The 15,375-nt window shown below is 72.7% G+C and carries 15 protein-coding genes; 4 read left to right on the forward strand and 11 right to left on the reverse strand.

What is annotated here, in order from left to right; translation table 11 throughout:
• Positions 1 to 22 precede the first annotated feature (22 nt).
• Complete coding sequence (locus ACFYOU_RS32050; RefSeq protein ID WP_391310714.1) at positions 23 to 1,108, reverse strand: alpha/beta fold hydrolase; 1,086 nt, start codon at positions 1,106 to 1,108, stop codon at positions 23 to 25.
• A 113-nt stretch (positions 1,109 to 1,221) separates the two neighbouring features.
• Between ACFYOU_RS32050 and ACFYOU_RS32055 the strand changes: the two genes are divergently transcribed.
• Positions 1,222 to 1,686 (forward strand): MarR family transcriptional regulator, encoded by a 465-nt coding sequence (locus tag ACFYOU_RS32055; RefSeq protein ID WP_391310632.1) that lies wholly within the window; start codon positions 1,222 to 1,224, stop codon positions 1,684 to 1,686.
• Positions 1,687 to 1,780: 94 nt separating this feature from the next.
• On the opposite strand, the gene ACFYOU_RS32060 is transcribed toward ACFYOU_RS32055, so the two are convergent.
• On the reverse strand, positions 1,781 to 2,515 hold the full coding sequence (locus ACFYOU_RS32060) for an ElyC/SanA/YdcF family protein (protein WP_391310634.1): 735 nt from the start codon (positions 2,513 to 2,515) through the stop codon (positions 1,781 to 1,783).
• 269 nt (positions 2,516 to 2,784) lie between these two features.
• Here ACFYOU_RS32060 and ACFYOU_RS32065 point away from each other — a divergent pair, with 269 nt between their 5' ends.
• On the forward strand, positions 2,785 to 3,018 hold the full coding sequence (locus ACFYOU_RS32065; protein WP_391310636.1) for a DUF5988 family protein: 234 nt from the start codon (positions 2,785 to 2,787) through the stop codon (positions 3,016 to 3,018).
• 15 nt (positions 3,019 to 3,033) lie between these two features.
• Here the strand turns inward: ACFYOU_RS32065 and ACFYOU_RS32070 are convergent, their stop codons facing one another.
• The 6 genes from ACFYOU_RS32070 to ACFYOU_RS32095 all read right to left on the reverse strand — a co-directional run bounded on the left by ACFYOU_RS32070 (position 3,034) and on the right by ACFYOU_RS32095 (position 11,077).
• A complete protein-coding gene (locus ACFYOU_RS32070) occupies positions 3,034 to 4,320 on the reverse strand; it encodes an extracellular solute-binding protein (protein ID WP_391310639.1) in 1,287 nt (428 codons plus the stop codon).
• A 20-nt stretch (positions 4,321 to 4,340) separates the two neighbouring features.
• The gene (locus ACFYOU_RS32075; RefSeq protein ID WP_391310641.1) at positions 4,341 to 5,228 is read right to left on the reverse strand and encodes a hypothetical protein; all 888 of its coding nucleotides are present in this window, start codon (positions 5,226 to 5,228) and stop codon (positions 4,341 to 4,343) included.
• A 74-nt stretch (positions 5,229 to 5,302) separates the two neighbouring features.
• Positions 5,303 to 6,766, reverse strand: coding sequence for a VWA domain-containing protein (locus ACFYOU_RS32080; RefSeq protein WP_391310644.1), 1,464 nt, complete (start codon positions 6,764 to 6,766; stop codon positions 5,303 to 5,305).
• An 86-nt stretch (positions 6,767 to 6,852) separates the two neighbouring features.
• Complete coding sequence (locus ACFYOU_RS32085) at positions 6,853 to 8,988, reverse strand: tetratricopeptide repeat protein (protein WP_391310646.1); 2,136 nt, start codon at positions 8,986 to 8,988, stop codon at positions 6,853 to 6,855.
• Between the two features lie 4 nt (positions 8,989 to 8,992).
• Positions 8,993 to 10,711, reverse strand: a complete 1,719-nt coding sequence (locus ACFYOU_RS32090; protein ID WP_391310648.1) for a trypsin-like peptidase domain-containing protein — start codon at positions 10,709 to 10,711, stop codon at positions 8,993 to 8,995.
• A 108-nt stretch (positions 10,712 to 10,819) separates the two neighbouring features.
• Positions 10,820 to 11,077, reverse strand: coding sequence for a hypothetical protein (locus tag ACFYOU_RS32095; protein ID WP_391310650.1), 258 nt, complete (start codon positions 11,075 to 11,077; stop codon positions 10,820 to 10,822).
• A 49-nt stretch (positions 11,078 to 11,126) separates the two neighbouring features.
• Here ACFYOU_RS32095 and ACFYOU_RS32100 point away from each other — a divergent pair, with 49 nt between their 5' ends.
• Complete coding sequence (locus ACFYOU_RS32100; protein ID WP_391310652.1) at positions 11,127 to 11,831, forward strand: hypothetical protein; 705 nt, start codon at positions 11,127 to 11,129, stop codon at positions 11,829 to 11,831.
• A 62-nt stretch (positions 11,832 to 11,893) separates the two neighbouring features.
• Entirely contained in the window at positions 11,894 to 12,367 is a 474-nt protein-coding gene (locus ACFYOU_RS32105) for an NUDIX domain-containing protein (protein ID WP_391310655.1), read from the forward strand.
• Between the two features lie 31 nt (positions 12,368 to 12,398).
• On the opposite strand, the gene ACFYOU_RS32110 is transcribed toward ACFYOU_RS32105, so the two are convergent.
• The 3 genes from ACFYOU_RS32110 to ACFYOU_RS32120 are packed head-to-tail and all read right to left on the reverse strand — an operon-like array spanning position 12,399 to position 15,345.
• On the reverse strand, positions 12,399 to 13,193 hold the full coding sequence (locus ACFYOU_RS32110; RefSeq protein ID WP_391310657.1) for an ATP-binding cassette domain-containing protein: 795 nt from the start codon (positions 13,191 to 13,193) through the stop codon (positions 12,399 to 12,401).
• Positions 13,194 to 13,195: 2 nt separating this feature from the next.
• Complete coding sequence (locus ACFYOU_RS32115; protein ID WP_391310660.1) at positions 13,196 to 14,278, reverse strand: iron chelate uptake ABC transporter family permease subunit; 1,083 nt, start codon at positions 14,276 to 14,278, stop codon at positions 13,196 to 13,198.
• Positions 14,278 to 15,345, reverse strand: coding sequence for an ABC transporter substrate-binding protein (locus ACFYOU_RS32120; protein WP_391310662.1), 1,068 nt, complete (start codon positions 15,343 to 15,345; stop codon positions 14,278 to 14,280). Before ACFYOU_RS32120 ends, ACFYOU_RS32115 begins: the two co-directional genes overlap by 1 nt.
• Positions 15,346 to 15,375 lie beyond the last annotated feature (30 nt).

Genomic DNA, 15,375 nt, shown 5'->3' on the forward strand with positions numbered 1-15,375 from the left:
GGGTTCCGACGGGCGGACGGCGTCAGCCCTCGGCGAGGGCGAGGAAGAACGCCCGTACGTCCTCGGCGAACGGCTCGGGCACCTCCATCGCGGCGAAGTGCCCCCCGCGCTCGAACTCCGACCAGTGCCGGATGTCGTACAGCCGCTCGGCCAGCGGGCGCACCGACAACGTGATGTCGTGCGCGAACACCGCCACGCCGACCGGTACCGGGCACGGCGTCGTCCGCCGCGGAGCGTCGTGGTGCAGCCGTGCCGAGGAGGCGGCAGTGGCGGTCAGCCAGTACAGCGAGACGTCGGTCAGCATCCGTTCGTCACCGACCGGCGTGCGGGGGTCCGTCCACTGGGCGAAGCGCTCGGCGATCCAGGCCAGTTGGCCGACGGGCGAGTCGGTCAGCGCGTAGCCGATGGTCTGGGGGGTGGCGGCCTGGAGCGCCTGGTAGGGCGGGCGGTCGGCCATCAGTTGCCTGATCCGGTCCAGTCGGGCCTCGTCGGAGGCCGACAGTTCGACGTCGGCATCGGGGTCCGGCCTGGTGGGGAGGTAGTTGACGTGCACCCCGACGACCTGTTCGGGTGCCACCGCGCCGAGCGCCGTCGAGATGGCCGAGCCGAAGTCGCCGCCCTGCGCCCCGTAGCGCCGGTACCCGAGTCGCTGCATGAGCTGGGCCCAGGCCCGGGCGATGCGGACGACGTCCCATCCGCGTTCATGGGTCGGTCCGGAGAAGCCGTACCCCGGTATGGACGGGATCACCAGGTGGAAGTCGCGCGACAGCGGTTCGATCACGTCGAGGAACTCCAGGAAGGAACCGGGCCAGCCGTGGGTGAGGACCAGGGCCAGTGCGTCCGGCTTCGACGAGCGGACGTGGACGAAGTGGATCCGCTGGCCGTCGATCTCGGTGGTGAAGTGCGGAAGCCCGTTGAGCGCGGCTTCGTGTGCGCGCCAGTCGTAGCGGGTTCGCCAGTGCTCGGCCAGTTCCTTGAGCCGTGCCAACGGGAAGCCGTAGTCCCACCCGGCGTCGGCGACCTCGTTGGGCCAGCGGGTGCGCGCGAGCCGTTCGGCGAGGTCGTCGAGGTCGGTCTGCGGGACGTCGATACGGAACGGCTCGATCATGGTCTCCACTCCGGAAGGATTCATTGGCAGCCCAAACGTTTGGACGACTAACGTTTACCCCGCGAACGATACCGCAATCATTAGTGGCACCAACGATTCGTTAGACTCGCCCCATGGAGAACCCGTCCGAGGACACACCGAACAACTGGGAGACGCTGCCGAGCTGGCTGCTCACCCAGACCGCCCACCACACGCACCGTCTGGTGGCCGAGGGCTTCTCGTCGGTCGGCGCCCGCGGTTACCACTACCGTCTCCTGGCGACGCTGGAGGCGTTCGGCCCGGCCAGCCAGACCGCGCTGGGCCGCGGCAGCGGCATCCACGTCAGCGACATGGTCGCGACCGTCAACGAACTGGCCGACCGCGGACTGGTCGAGCGCGCGCCGGACCCCTCCGACCGGCGGCGCAACATCATCTCGCTCACCGCTGCGGGCGAGCGGCGGCTGCGGCAGTTGGAGGAACGCCTGGCCGAGACCCAGGAGGAACTGCTGGTGCCGCTGTCACCCGAGGAGCGTCAGCGGTTGACCGAGCTGCTGTCGAAACTGTTGGTGCACCACGACCGGCGGACCGCCGCCTCCTGAGCGCCGCGGCGCCCCGGCCGGTCCTCCGCCCGGCCGCCACCGGCCCACGGGGTCGGCCGGCGCGGAGCCCCGACCCGGGCGGCACCTAGCCGCCTCAGCGCACCGCCAGCGCCTTCTGGACGCCCTTCTCCTCGGCCCCCAGGAAACGCGGGTCCGGTTCGAACAGCACGTTCAGCGCGCCCTTGCCCGCCGCGAAGACCTCCCGGGCCTTCCCGTGGTACCAGCTGGAGTCGAGCCGCTCGGTCACTCCGATGCCGTACGCGTCGACGCCCGCCGAACGGCACAGCGTCAGCGCACGACGGATGTGGAAGTCCTGCGTCACCAGGACCGCGCGGTCGACACCGAAGATCTTCTTCGCCCTGACGCAGGAGTCCCAGGTGTCGAAGCCCGCGTGGTCGCTGACGATGCGCCCGTCGGGTACCCCGTGCTCCTTCAGATACGTCCGCATCGCGTCGGGCTCGTCGTACTCCACCCGACCGTTGTCCCCCGTCACCAGGACCACCCTGACCTTGCCCGCACGGTAGAGGTCGGCCGCAGCGTCCAACCGGTGCGCCAGGTACTTGGTCGGCTTGCCCTCCAACAGGCCGGCCCCGAACACCACCGCCACCTCCTGTCGCGGCACGTCGGCGACCGTGGTGACCCTGCTGTCGGCGGCCAGGTGCATCCAGGTGGTCGGGGTGAGGGCGAGGACCGACGCGACCATGGTCGCCTGCACCAGCCGCCGCTGGGCCCGGCGGGACCTCGGCAGACCCGGCCGCGGCAGCTTGCGCAGGCCGGACGGTTCCAGCCGCCGGAACGCGGCCGCAAGGATCAGTCGTCGTTGCTTCATACCTGGTCGGACGACTTCTACCCGCGGATGGTTCTCCGCGCCGCTGACGCGATCGCGGCCGTCCCGGGCCACCCCGTGGATCTGTGGCGAGCGGGAGAAGGGGGCGTGCGACGGCCGGCGCGGCGTACGGAAGCACGACGAGCGCCCTTCCGTACGCCTAGCGGATCATCCCCCTGATCATGCCCAATGGGCAGCAGAGGAACGAATCCATCGCTCGGTCCCCGCACGCTGGGGTCGGGGCCGGTGCAGTCACGGGAATCGGGGTGGGCATGACCGGTGGGGATGCCGTGCGGGGAAGCCAGTGGGTGGTACTGAGCGGTGGGCCGCCGGAGCTCCCGCGGGTGCAACGGTTACCGGAGGGGACGGTCGCGGATGCGGCACGGCTGATCCTGGCCTTCTACGGACGGCACCAACGCTTCGTGCGCACCGCCGAGACGGAGCTGGTGGAGGGCCGCACGGTGCCGGTGTTCCGCTTCGACTACAGCACGAAGATCGCGGAGTAGACAGCGGTCGGGCCGTCAGGTCGGTTCGGAGCAGATGCTGTTCCCGGGAACGGGCGCGTGCCGCAGCCCGTCCTGCACCCGCTGGAGGCGGTCCAGCAGCGTGCCCAGGTCCGCGCCGTCGGCGTAGTCGAGGACGGCCCGGTAGAACGCGGCGGCCACGTCGGGGCTCATCACGTCGGCGGCACCGAAGCACAGCCGGTAGCCCGAACGCGGGTGCAGCATCGCCGCGATGCGCTGCTGCACCGCGTCGGCGTACCGGCTCACCTCGGTGCGGGCCGAGAAGGCGGAGGACCCGGACGCCTCGACCCAGGCCCGTTGTCCCTCGGCCCCCGCCAGGTACGCGACGAAGCGGCGGGCGCTCGGATTGTCGTCCGTGAACATGCCGATGAAGTCGCCGGACACCTCCACCGGGCGGCCGGCGGCGGGCGCGACGAAGTCGAACCGGTCGGCCCGCTGGAGGTCGGCGGCCAGCGCCGACCGGGCGCCGTGGACCAGTCGGCAGGTCGCCGCCTCCGTGGCCATCGGCTCGGTCGCCTCCGCGAAGCCCCGGTGGGAAGCGCCCCGGAGCGCCGACCGCCCCATCAGGTCGTGCCAGCGCGACCAGGCCCGCTCGACCTCCGGGGACGTCCACGGCAAGGTGCCCGACACCCATCGCACATAGGCGTCGGGGCCCGCGTCGGCGAGCAGGACGTCGGCGATCCAGTCGGCCCCCGGCCAGCCGGAGGTCGGGCCCGAAGCCAGGCCGAGGCACCACCGGAGCCCGGAGCCGGGGACGAAGTCGAAGACGTCGGCCGTATCGGTGCGCCGCTCGCCCCGCACCGCGGAGTCGTACCAGACGAGGCTCTTGACGTCGACCTTGACCGGTACCGCGTAGGTGGTGCCCGCCACCCGGGCGAGGTTGCGGAAGGGCTGGAGGAAGGCACCGATGTCGACGGTGTCCGCATCGAGCGGTCGGAGTCCGTCCTCCTTGCCCGCGTACCGGGTGATGGCGCCCACGCTCGGCAGCACGGCGAGGTCGGGCGCGGCGCCCGCCGTCACCGAGGCGTCCAACTGCTGGGTGAGCGCGCGGGTGACCTGGACGTCGACCCGGACGCCCGTGTCGCGTTCGAAGTCCTTGACGAGGGAGTAGAACGCCTGGAACTCGCCCTGCTGCGTCCACGGAACCATGATGGACACCCGCTCGCGCGCCTCCGTGTCCGTCGCCGCGCACCCCGCCGTGACCAGCAACAGGGCGAGGACCACGAGCACGTGCAGCAGTCCGGGACCACGGCGGTGCGCCGGCCCGGGCACCGGTGTCCTCATGGCGGTCCTCCCCGGTGTCGTCATGGCCGCGGGAACGTGTACTCGGCGAGCCGGGGACGGTACGCGACGTGGTTCAGCACACCGGCCACCACCAGGGTCAGGAGCGCCAGGACCATGGCCACGGGGTGCCCGGCGGTCGGATGGGCGGCCAGTCGGTCCTCGTCCCAGGCGATCAGCGCCGCGGAGGTGCCGGCGACGGCCGCGGTGATGACGAACGCCCCCACCAGCCGCAGACCGACGTGGCGGTGGAAGTGGCGCGCCAGGACGCGCGCGGTGGCGAGGACCAGCGCCAGCATGACCAGCGGCGGGGCGGAGGCGAGGCCCCAGAGTTGGACGGGGTCGAGCCAACCGTCGTTCTGCCGCCGGTTCAGCGCGCCGTCCTGTATCGCCTCCAGGTCCTGGAGGGAGGCCAGCAGTCCCCCCGTGCCGGGTATGGGCCGGCGGGTGTCGGGGTCGACGAGTCGTCGGGCGGTGAGCGCGCCGCGCGCGGCGTCCACGCCCGCCCGGCCGCTGCGCGGATGGTCACGGACCGCCGTGGCGGCGAGGGCCAGACAGGTGGTCAACTGCCCCTGGACGAACTGGATCTGCTTGCGGCCGGTGGCTCCGGCCGCATTGCCCTGAGCGGCCGCCGTGACGAGGGTACTGATGCGTGCGGTCGCGTTCGCGAACTCCGTGCCGGTGCCGATCAGGGCGAACTGGCCGGTCCGGCTGGCGCGCTCCAGCGCCCCGTCCGCCTGTTGCACGGCGTCCTGGGCGTCGCGGATGTCGTCGATCGCCGCATAGGTGGCCCGGACGGAGGTGATCTCCGCCCCTCCGTTGGTGGACACCGCGAGATAGACGACGGCGGTCGCGCACACCATGGCCAGGGCGCTCCCGCGCAACCAGCGCAGCACCCGGACCGGATGCACACCGCGCAGCCTCCGCCACGCCCCGGGCGACCGACGCCGCGGTTCGGCCGCGGACGCCCCTGCGGACGGGAGGTTCATCCGACGGTCCCGGCACGGCCGCCGTCGAGGCGGTGACCGCACTGTTCGCAGTAGTGCGCGGCGCGCGAGACGAGCGGCGCACTACAGTTCGGGCAAGCGTCGGGCCCCTCCCCCGTAGCCGCGGGGACGGCCTGTTCGACCGCGTCCGCGGGTGGGGGGCCGGTGCGCGTCGAGTCGAGCCCGAGCCGCTGCATCGCCCCGCGCGACACGTCCGGCCGGACGACCACCCGGCCGTCGGAGGCGGTGTCCGCCACGGCCCGCAGCAGGCGCAGGCGCTGTTCGTCGCCGAGTTCCTCGGCGAGCCGCAGCGCGAGGCGCAGTTCCTGGTCGGCCCGGGCGCGGTCCTCCTGCTGGTGTGCGTCCGCGCAGGCCCGCATCGCCATGCCGAGTTCCCGTTCCGTCTCGACCCGGGTGAAGTCGCTGGACACGGGGATCTGGAAGGCCGGGTGGGAACGACGTCGCAGGACGAGGGGCTCCACCGCTGCGCAGGGCACCCGCCCCTGGCCGTCGGGCGGTTCGCTGTGGAGCGTGAGGTGAGCGGCGTGCAGCTGCTCGTCGACGGGCAGCGCCCCGAAGGGGAAACGCAGCGAGATCTGGTACTGGCGGACCCCCGGGGACCAGGCGCCGAGCGGGATGTGGATCTCCTCCCCGCGGTCGGCCGGTCGGGGCGTCAGGTCGGCTTGGACGGGGCGGGTCTGCCGGACGAACCCCAGGGCGAGCTTCTCGTGGATGCGTACCCCCAGGTAGACGCGGGGCACGACGATGCTCTGCGCCTGCTCCACCAGGTGCACGAAGTCCTGGGTGAGGTCGGCGATGTCGATGACGGCCGCGGCGGTTCCGTGCAACGCCTCGGTGATGCGGTGGAGTTCGCGGTAGTTCCAGTCCTCACCGAGTCCGCGGGCGTCGCAGGTGAACCGGTCGGCGCAGGCCGCGAGGACGGCGTCGAGCTCCGCGGGGCTCTCGTGTTCGTCCTTGCCGTCGGTGTAGAGCACGGCGTGGCGCACGGTGCCGGCCGGGGTCGAGGTCTCGAAGAGCTGGCGGGCGCGCTCCAGCCACGTGCCGATCGCCGTACCGCCGGCGCTGAGTTGGGCGGCGACGTGGGCCTTCGCCTCCTGTTTGCGGGCGGCGTCGACGCGCACGAGGCGCCCGTCGGGCGGGTAGACCACGGTGGCCTCGTGGTGGCCGGCCACGATCCCGAGCAGGGTGCCGTCGCGCAGGGCGTCGATCGCGGCACAGATCGCGCGTTTGGCCTCGTCGAGCTTGCCGAGCCCGGCCATCGACAGCGACCGGTCCATGATGAAGACCTCGGCACCGGGGGTGGGGCTCCCCGCGGCGCTTGCGTCGTCCGCACGGGCGCGCACCGTGACGAGCACGTCGGCCCGCGTGGCGTCGAACGCCAGGTCCGGTGAGAAGTCCTTCTCCAACGTGAAGGCCAGCGCCGCACGCGATGAGTCCCCCATCGGTCCTCACGACCCCCTCGTCGCTGCTGAACCGCCCTGTGTGCCGTGGGTGCCCGTTCAGGCTAGCGGGAGCGTAGCGCCTGCGCTCAGGAACGGGAACGGCTACGCCGATTCGGGTGCGCCGCCCCGCGGGTCCGCCGTACGGACCAGGGCCAACGCGGTTCGGGTCTCAGTCGGTTGGCGAGATCGACCAGGGCGACGAACTCCCGCTCGGTGACGGAATGTCGCGCAAGGGCCCGGACCGCCTCCGACAAGGCCAGCCGATCACCGGTGACCCGGAACTCCGCGGTCGCCAACTCAGCCGTCAGTGCGGCCCGTTCCGCGTCATCCCCGTCGAGTCGGTCGAGCAGTGCGCGCACCGAGGTCGTTTCGTCCGGGTCGGCGCCCGGTCCCAGCCGCGCCACGGAGAGCCGGAAGGCGGCGACGCGCGCCACCCGTTCGAAGCGGACCTCCTGCGACAGTTCGCCGACGATCCGCACCGCCTGTTCGGCCCCGCCGCCGTGCCACACGATGCGGGCCAGGCCGAAGCCGGCAGCTCCGAGCGCCGGGGTGGTGCCGAAGGCGGTGGCGTAGTGCGCCTCGGCGACCGGGTGGTCACCGGCCCATTCCGCGCACAGCCCGAGGGCGAGTTGCGGGATCAGCTCGCCGGGCAGCGCCCCGCGCACCCGGGTGAAGTGGGACTCGGCGGCCGGCACGTCCGCTTCCGGTCGGGTGAGCGCGAGCAGGGCCTCGTACCAGTCGCGGAGCCAGTGCCCGTCGGGCAGCGGTACGCCCCGCAGGACCTGCCCCGCCGTTTCGGTGTCCGCGGCGCGCAGCAAGCGCCGGCATTCGGCCAGGTGGCCGACCACGTCGGCGGTCAACGCACGGTCGTCGGCGTCGCCGAGCGGCATCGGCAGCGCCGTCGCGATCGCGCGCGGGCTGGGGGCGGAGAACACCGGCGGCAGGGCCAGGCGCACGCCGCCGGTCGTGCCGCCCGCCGGTTCCACCGTGGCGCCGATCCAGTGGCCGAGCGGCCGGGCCGCGCCGATGCCGCCGTGCAGCGACTCGTTGAGCGGGCCGAAGAGCGCCGAGGAGCGGGCCACCCGACGGCCGGTCGGCGGCATCGCCACGACCTGCCGGATGACACCGCTGAGCTGCTCACCGAACTGCCGAGCGGAGGTGAACCGCCAGGTGGGCCCGTTGACGTGGGTGGCGCGCTCCAGGAGCAGGGCGAGCGAGCGCACCCCCGGGGCGGACGGATCCTCCAGGTGTTCGCGGGACGCCTCCTTCAGCGTCATGCCGAGGCCGTAGAGGTCGAAACCGGGCGTGGGTCCGTCCGTGTACTCCGCGTCCCCCCGCAACGGCGCGTACCTTTCGGTGTACTCGGCCATCGGCGAGCGGTCCGTGACGGAGCGCACCGCGCCGAAGTCGATGAGTCGGACCCGGTCGAGCGGACCGGCGGGGCCCGCCTCGTGGAAGCGGATGATGTTCAACGGCTTGACGTCACAGTGCAGCAGCTCGCGGCCGTGCAGGTAGTCGAGTGCTTGGAGCAGGCGCAGGCCGTGGGCCAGCAGCGTCTGGAGCCGGTCGCCCCGCCGTTTCGACAGCGCGGTGCCGGGGACGTACTCCAGCACCAGATAGCTGCGCCCGTGCTCCTCCTCGTAGCCGAGGATGCGGACGATCGCGTCGTGCCGGAGCCCGACCAGTGCGTCGCGTTCCCGGTCGGACCGGGTGAGCGAGGTGCGCAACTGCTTCACCACCACCTCGGTCGCGAGGTTGCGGTCGTGCGCGAGGTACGCCGCGCCGTACGATCCCTGGCCGACCAGGCGCCGGACCTCGTAGCGGCCGGCGATGACGAGGCCGACGACCCGGTTGAAGTCGAAGGAGGTGCCGCAGTGGGAGCAGTACCCGGCGATCCGGCCCGCGCGGCCGTCCTGGCCGCGCCCGACGGGCCGCCCGCACCCGGGGTTGGCACAGAAACGGTGTGCCTCGGACAGCGGTCCGCTGCCCGTCTGCGGCGACGGCTCCTCGGTACGGGCCGTGTCCGGCATCGGGAGGTCGTCGACCAGGGTGAGGCCGTACCAGGGGTCCGGCCGCACCTGCTCCACGCCGGCGGCCGCCGGTTTCGGCGGCGCCGCCACGGGCTCCGCGTCCGGCGGCAGCGGCTCCCTGCCGCAGGCGGTGCAGAACCCCTGTGCGTCGATGGTGCCGAGCCCGCATGCGGGGCGCTTGCACACCGCCATCGCCTCAACCTCCCTGACTCCGGTGACCTTCGCCGATCCGCTGGTCGACCGCCCCGATGTAGCGGGGGACCCGCCGCCGGGCCGCCGCGAGGTCGACCGGCACCCGTTGCAGCGCGCGGGCCGCGGCCACGTACAGTTCGCCGAGGCGCAGGTCCTCGGCCCCGACCAACCGTGCGGCGCGCACCCGGTGCAGGTCCAGGGAGACGGTGAGGTCCTCGCGCTCCCGCTCCATCTCCCGCAGTGCGTCGACGTAGCGGGTGACGGCGGCGCGTGCGGTCTCCGCGTCCTGCTCGACGGCGGAGATCTCGGCGTTCGGGTGCGTGGCCCGGGCGACGGCGAGACGGACGGCCAACCGGGGCGCCCGGCCCGGCGGCAGGCGGGGCGGCGCCAGGAACGTCGTCCCCAGGGTTCGTTGGAGCGCCCGGGCCTGCTCCTCGGCTCCGGCCAGCCGCTCGACCGCCGCCCGGGCCTGCTCCTCGGTGGCCGGCCGCGCCGGGTCGCCCGCGGGCAGGGGCGTCGGATCGAGGTGCACGTCGTACGCGAGGTTTTCGGGCGGCGCCCCTTCGAAGCCGAGGACGAGCCGCAGACCGCGGGAGCGTGCGCGCAGGGCCAGCGGGGCGAGGAGTTCCGTGACGAGCCGGGCGGGGTCGGCGGCCCGGTCGACGCCGTCCACCATCAGACAGGGGGGCGGCCGTCGGTGCAGCAGGTCGCGCACCAGTTCGGCGACGCCTCCCCGGGTACCGAAGCCGAACCGCCCCGCGAGGTAGGCGCAGGCGTCCTCGGTGGAACGACCCCGGGCGTCGAAGGCGGCGTCGACGGTGCCGAAGCCGAGGACGGTGCCGCTGGGCGCCCTCGTGCGCGCATCGGGTTCGGCAGCGGTCCGGCCGGCGGGGCCCGAGGTGCGGGCCAGGCGCACCAGCCACGAGGAGCCCGCGCCGGTCGCACTGCCGGTGCCCACGAGGAAGGTGCCCGACCGGTCGCCTTCGCACAGACGGGTCAGCTCCCGGGTCAGGGCGAGTTGCAGCGGATCGTCGAGATCGGGGCCGGGCAGGTCTGGGGGGCCGAAGTCGGTGATGCCGTTGCCACCGGAGATCGCGCCGAGCCCCGGCAGGTACGACAGGATCGTCTCGGTCGGCAGCATCCAGGCCGCCTTGGCGTCCTCGTTGACGTAGCTGGCGATCACGATGCCTATCACCCGTCCGGCGAAATCCCCGTCGAGGGCCATCACTCCGGCGCCCGAGTAGCCCGGCTCGATCCACGGGTCGCCCTCGCTCACCCGCTTGAGCAGCCCCCGCTCCCCTTCGCGGCCACCGGACCCGGCCAGTTCGGCGTCCACCGGGACGCCGTACGAATCCACGTCCGGGAAGCCGTAGACGCGCACCCTGCCACCGGAGATGGGCACCTTCCACAGCTCGGTCCGGATGTCGCAGTCGGCCGGCTCGTCCAGTTCGAGTAGGGCCACGTCCCCGCGCCGCGTCCCGTTGTGGTAGACCCAGGTGCCGGGTGCCACCCGGGCGGTACGGGTCCACTCGGGGCGGCACACCGTGCTCCGCACGCGGACGTACGCCGCGGGCCCTCCGGGGTGGGCGCCCGCGTCCCGGACCACGTGTGCGGCCGTCAGGACGGCCCGCCCGTCGAGCAGCACGCCCGCGCCCCGGGGCACGCCCTGGTCGTCGTCGACCCTCACCCGCCATGGTCTGTCCCGATGGTGATGCCGCGTCATGTGCCCACGCTAGTGGAGTGGTTGGCATTGGAGAACGGCCTCAGCAGGACGCGGACGCGTACGGGGAACGCCGGTGCGTACGAGGGGTGCGGAAGGCCGGCGGGGCGCTCACCGGGTCGCCGCGCGGCCGACGGTCGGGGTGTCCCCCGGGACCGGAACGCCCGGTTCGACGCCCACCAGTTCCTCGGCGGACCGTGTTCCGGCGAGGACCCCCAGATAGGTCCGGGTCAGCTCCGCCGATCCGGTCGTGGTTCCCCGGCGGCGCGCCCCGCTGGTCCCGGTGGAGTTCGTCCGGCACCTGCGCGCGGAGATGGGTGCCGCCCTGCCCGCCGCCTGGTGCCGGCCGTCATCTCGCTGGTGGGGCACCTGCCGCAGTCTGCGCGGAGTCCGAAGGGCCCCGCAGATACTCAACACCATGGCTGCCAGGACACCCGCGGGAGAGCCCGGCAGCCTCACCGGCGCCTTCGGTCTCCTGGGGTTCTCGGGACGCTTCGGAAACCCCTACGAATCCGGGGACCTCGACGACCCGGAGGAGCATCCGGTCCCCGAGGGGCTGTACCGCTGGGCGCGGCCCGGGGCCGCCGGGACCGCCGAAGAGCTGACCATCGGCTTCAAGTCCGGCACCCCGGTCAGTGTGGACGGGGCTGAACTCCCGCTCGTGGAGCTGATCACCACGCTGAACCGACGGGTGGGCCGCCACGGCATCGGCCGCTTCAGCGGTCTGGAGCACCTCGCCGGCGGCGAGAAGGTGTTGGAGGTCCGGGAGATGCCCGCCGCGCTGCTCCTCCTGCGTACCGCACGGCACCTGGAGACGGCCGTCCTCGAAGCCGAGACGATCCGGGAGAAGATGCACCTGGAACAGATCTGGGTCCGGGAGGCGCTGGAGGGGCGCTGGTTCGGCGAACTGCGCCGGGCCAGCCAGAACTTCATGGAGAGCTGCGCCGAGGGGGTGACCGGCACCGTCACGTGGCAGCTGACCGGCCACGGCGCCGACACCCGCGCGATTCGGGCCGAGGCCCCGCGGTACGTCCGGAGCAGGGAGGAGTGGGAACGCCGGTCCGTGGCCGCGGAGTCGTCCCCGGCGCTCACCCGACACCCCCTGGGGAGGACGTACGCCTAGCGCGGGCCCTGGGGAGCCGCCGGCCTCGGACCCCGGGATAGGGTCCCGTGGGAGGTGTGGACATGAGTTTCCGGCTGGCGGCGTACGCCGTGTGCATCGAGGGCGGGCGGGTGCTGCTCGCCCGCCACGTACCGTCGCGGGGCGAGAGCAACTGGACCCTGCCGGGCGGCAGGGTCGAACACGCGGAGGACCCGTTCGACGCGGTGATCCGGGAGGTCGCCGAGGAAACCGGCTGCGACGCGGTGGTCGAACGGCTGCTGGGCGTGGACTCCCGGGTGATCCCCCCGGCCGAGCGCCCCTCCCCCGGGCTGCCCGAGCACCAGAACGTCGGCGTCTTCTACCAGGTCCGCATCACCGGCGGCCGGCTCCGGCCCGAGCCGAACGGCGAAACCGCCGAGTCGGTCTGGACCCCCCTCCCCCGGGTCGCCGACCTGCGCCGGTCCTCGCTGGTCGACATCGGCCTCGCCCTGGCCCACACGCTCCCGGCCACCGGGCACGTCGCCGCCGTCCCCACCGGCGGCCTGATCCAACACTGAAGGACCACCGGCACCACACGGCCAGGACCGCTCAGGTCTCACCGTGTGCGGGACTGCGGCCGGCGAGGACGATGTGCGGCCGGCCGCTGCGCGGGTGGTCGATGACGTCGGCCTCGACTCCGAACACGGTGCGCAGCATCTCGGGCGTGACGATCCGCGCCGGTTCACCGTGCCGCACGGTCCTGCCCCCGCGCATGACGACGAGCCGGTCGCAGTACTCGGCGGCGAGGTTCAGGTCGTGCATGGCCATGACCGTGGTGAGTCCCTGCTGGCGGACGATGCGCATCAGCTCCTCCTGGTGCGCGAGGTCCAGGTGGTTGGTCGGCTCGTCCAGGACGAGGACGGTCGCCGCCTGGGCGAGCGCACGTGCGAGGAGGACGCGTTGGCGCTCGCCGCCGGAGAGCGTGGTCACGGAGCGGTCCGCCAGTTGGTCGACGCCGGTGCGCCGCATCGCGGCACGGACCCGTTCGAGGTCGTCCCGGCCCAGTGCCTGGAGCGGCCGCAGATGGGGGGTCCGGCCCACCGCCACCAGTTCCTCGACGGTGACGTCGAAGGTCACCCGGGTCTCCTGCGGCACGCCGGCGATCAGTCGTGCGGCGGAGCGCGGCTTCATCGACCAGACGTCCTGGTCGTCGACGTGCACCGCGCCGCTCTGCGGCCGTAGGTGCCGGTAGACCGTCCGGATCAGGGTGGACTTCCCGGCGCCGTTCGGCCCGATCAGTCCGATCAGGGTGCCCGCGGGGGCCTCCAGGGCGGCACGCGTCACCACCCGGACGGAGCCGATGGAGACCGACACCCCGTCGACGACCAGCGCACCGTCGCCCATCCTCACGAGCCTTCCAGTCGGACCCCGCGGCGCCCCATCAGGAAGAGGAACAGCGGGGCGCCGATCACACTGGTGATGACGCCGACCGGGAGTTCCTGGGGGGCCATGACGGTACGGCACACGATGTCGACCGCGAGCAGGAACAGTCCGCCCAGCAGGGCCGACATCGGGAGGAGCCGGTGGTGGTCGTTGCCCACCAGCAGCCGGGCGATGTGGGGGACGATCAGCCCCACGAACCCGATGGACCCGCACAGGGACACCGTCAGCCCGGTGAGCAGCGCGGCGACGACGAAGAGCGTCACGCGCAGGCGCTGCGGGTCCACGCCGACGCTGGCGGAGGTCTCGTCGCCCAGGAGCATCGCATTGAGTTGGCGGGCCCCCGACATGAGGTAGACGAAGCCGATGACCAACGCCACTGCGGGGAAGGTGAGTTGGGTCCAGGTGGCGCCGGCGAGGCTGCCGAGGAGCCAGAAGAGCGCCGAGTTGGTCTTGCCGGGGTCCTGGGCCTGGAAGATGAGGTAGTTGGTGATCCCGGAGAGTCCCGCGCCCACCACCACCCCGGCGAGCAGCAACCTGGTGGGCGAGAACTCCCCGGTCAGCCGCACGAAGGCGTAGATGGCGAGCAGGGCGGCCAGGGCGCCGACGAAGCCCGCGACGCCCGTCGAGGCACCGCCGAAGAGGGCGACGCCCAGGACGATCGAGGCGACCGCGCCAAGCGCGGCCCCCGAGGAGGTGCCCAGCAGGTAGGGGTCCGCGAGCGGATTGCGCACCAGGGCCTGGGCGACGACTCCGACGACGGACAGCGCGGCGCCGATCAGCAGGGCGAGCAGGACGCGCGGCAGTCGCAGGTCCCACACGATGCCGTCCTGCACCAGCGTCCAGCCGTGCGGGTCGCCCGCTCCGGTGACCCGGTGGACGAGGATCTCCAGGACCTGTGGCGCAGGGATGGAGACGGAGCCGACCACGAGCGCGAGCAGGGACAGCAGGGGCACGCACAGGACGAGTACGGTCATCGCCCAGCCCGTCCGGCGACGGGCGGTCCGGCCGGCGGGGGCGGTGGGCGGCTCGGTCTTCGTGCGGGACATCAGTCGAGGCGGCCGGGGTGGAGTCCCCGTGCGAGGTCGACGACCGCGTCGGCGTTGCGGACGCTGCCGATGGCGTACTCCTCGTAGGTCACCGGGATGAAGTTGCGCTCCTTGACCGCGGTCACGTCGTCCAGCGGAGCGAATCCGGTGAGGAACCGTTCGGCCTTGCGCACGACCTCGTCGAACTGGGCCTTCGTGTCCTTGCCGTAGACGACGATGGCGATCGCCTCGGGGTTGCGGGCGGCGACCTGCTCCCAACTGACCTTCTCGTAGGTGTCGTTCACGTCGGAGAAGATGTTCTTGCCGCCCGCCTGGGTGATCACGGCGTTGGCGAGGTTCCGGTTGCCCTCGGCGTAGGGGGTCTGGGTGCCCTCCTCGTACTCGAAGCCGAAGACGCTGACCGGTTCCGCCGGGCCCACCGCGTCCCGGACCGTGGCGAGCTGCTCGCGCATGCCGGAGGCGAGGGCGTCGGCCCGGGGCTCCGCGTCGAAGATCCGGCCGTAGTTGTCCAGGTCCCGGTAGACCGAGGCGAAGTCGGTGACCGGGTCCTTGGACGCCTTCTCGCAGGCCGTGCTGAAGGCGTAGTACGCGTTGATGCCCCGCTGGGCGAGCTGTCCCTGGCTCAGCGCGCCGAGGCCCGCGTCGAAGTTCGAGGACCAGCCGCCCACGACCAGGTCGGGGTCCACGCTCAGCAACTGCTCCTTCTGCACGGGCGCGTAGGACTTCGGCTTGTACGCGCCCGACAGGGTGCGCAGCCCGTTCGCGTCGTCCTCCAGTTCGGGCGGGAACGCCCCCGGGGCCACGGCTTGGACGCCCGCGATCCTCTTCTTCTGGCCGAGGGAGAGCAGCATCTCCAGGACGCTGGAGGTCACGGTGGCGACCCGGGCCGGCGGTGCCCGGAAGGTCGACTCGTGCCCGGTGCAGTCCACCACCGTGCGCTTCCCGTAGGGCTTGGCGTCCGTGGTGGACGCCGCGGAGGGGTCCCGTCCCGCGGGTTCTCCGCACCCGGACAGGCACAGTGCCGTCAGCACCAGGGCCGTCGTGAGTGGTCTGGTCGTCCTGGGCATTGCGACCCGTCCGTTCTGGTGAAGAGTGGT

This window comes from Streptomyces sp. NPDC005955 (assembly GCF_042871255.1).
In the GTDB taxonomy this organism is placed as follows: Bacteria; Actinomycetota; Actinomycetes; order Streptomycetales; family Streptomycetaceae; genus Streptomyces.

What these genes read in the sequence shown, in the direction of transcription:
- ACFYOU_RS32120 (WP_391310662.1), bottom strand. Translation starts at nt 15,345, where the DNA reads ATGCCCAGGACGACCAGACCACTCACGACGGCCCTGGTGCTGACGGCA.
- ACFYOU_RS32065 (WP_391310636.1), top strand. Translation starts at nt 2,785, where the DNA reads ATGACCGGTGGGGATGCCGTGCGGGGAAGCCAGTGGGTGGTACTGAGC.
- ACFYOU_RS32085 (WP_391310646.1), bottom strand. Translation starts at nt 8,988, where the DNA reads ATGGCGGTGTGCAAGCGCCCCGCATGCGGGCTCGGCACCATCGACGCA.
- ACFYOU_RS32080 (WP_391310644.1), bottom strand. Translation starts at nt 6,766, where the DNA reads ATGGGGGACTCATCGCGTGCGGCGCTGGCCTTCACGTTGGAGAAGGAC.
- ACFYOU_RS32110 (WP_391310657.1), bottom strand. Translation starts at nt 13,193, where the DNA reads ATGGGCGACGGTGCGCTGGTCGTCGACGGGGTGTCGGTCTCCATCGGC.
- ACFYOU_RS32055 (WP_391310632.1), top strand. Translation starts at nt 1,222, where the DNA reads ATGGAGAACCCGTCCGAGGACACACCGAACAACTGGGAGACGCTGCCG.
- ACFYOU_RS32070 (WP_391310639.1), bottom strand. Translation starts at nt 4,320, where the DNA reads ATGAGGACACCGGTGCCCGGGCCGGCGCACCGCCGTGGTCCCGGACTG.
- ACFYOU_RS32090 (WP_391310648.1), bottom strand. Translation starts at nt 10,711, where the DNA reads ATGACGCGGCATCACCATCGGGACAGACCATGGCGGGTGAGGGTCGAC.
- ACFYOU_RS32115 (WP_391310660.1), bottom strand. Translation starts at nt 14,278, where the DNA reads ATGTCCCGCACGAAGACCGAGCCGCCCACCGCCCCCGCCGGCCGGACC.
- ACFYOU_RS32060 (WP_391310634.1), bottom strand. Translation starts at nt 2,515, where the DNA reads ATGAAGCAACGACGACTGATCCTTGCGGCCGCGTTCCGGCGGCTGGAA.
- ACFYOU_RS32100 (WP_391310652.1), top strand. Translation starts at nt 11,127, where the DNA reads ATGGCTGCCAGGACACCCGCGGGAGAGCCCGGCAGCCTCACCGGCGCC.
- ACFYOU_RS32050 (WP_391310714.1), bottom strand. Translation starts at nt 1,108, where the DNA reads ATGATCGAGCCGTTCCGTATCGACGTCCCGCAGACCGACCTCGACGAC.
- ACFYOU_RS32105 (WP_391310655.1), top strand. Translation starts at nt 11,894, where the DNA reads ATGAGTTTCCGGCTGGCGGCGTACGCCGTGTGCATCGAGGGCGGGCGG.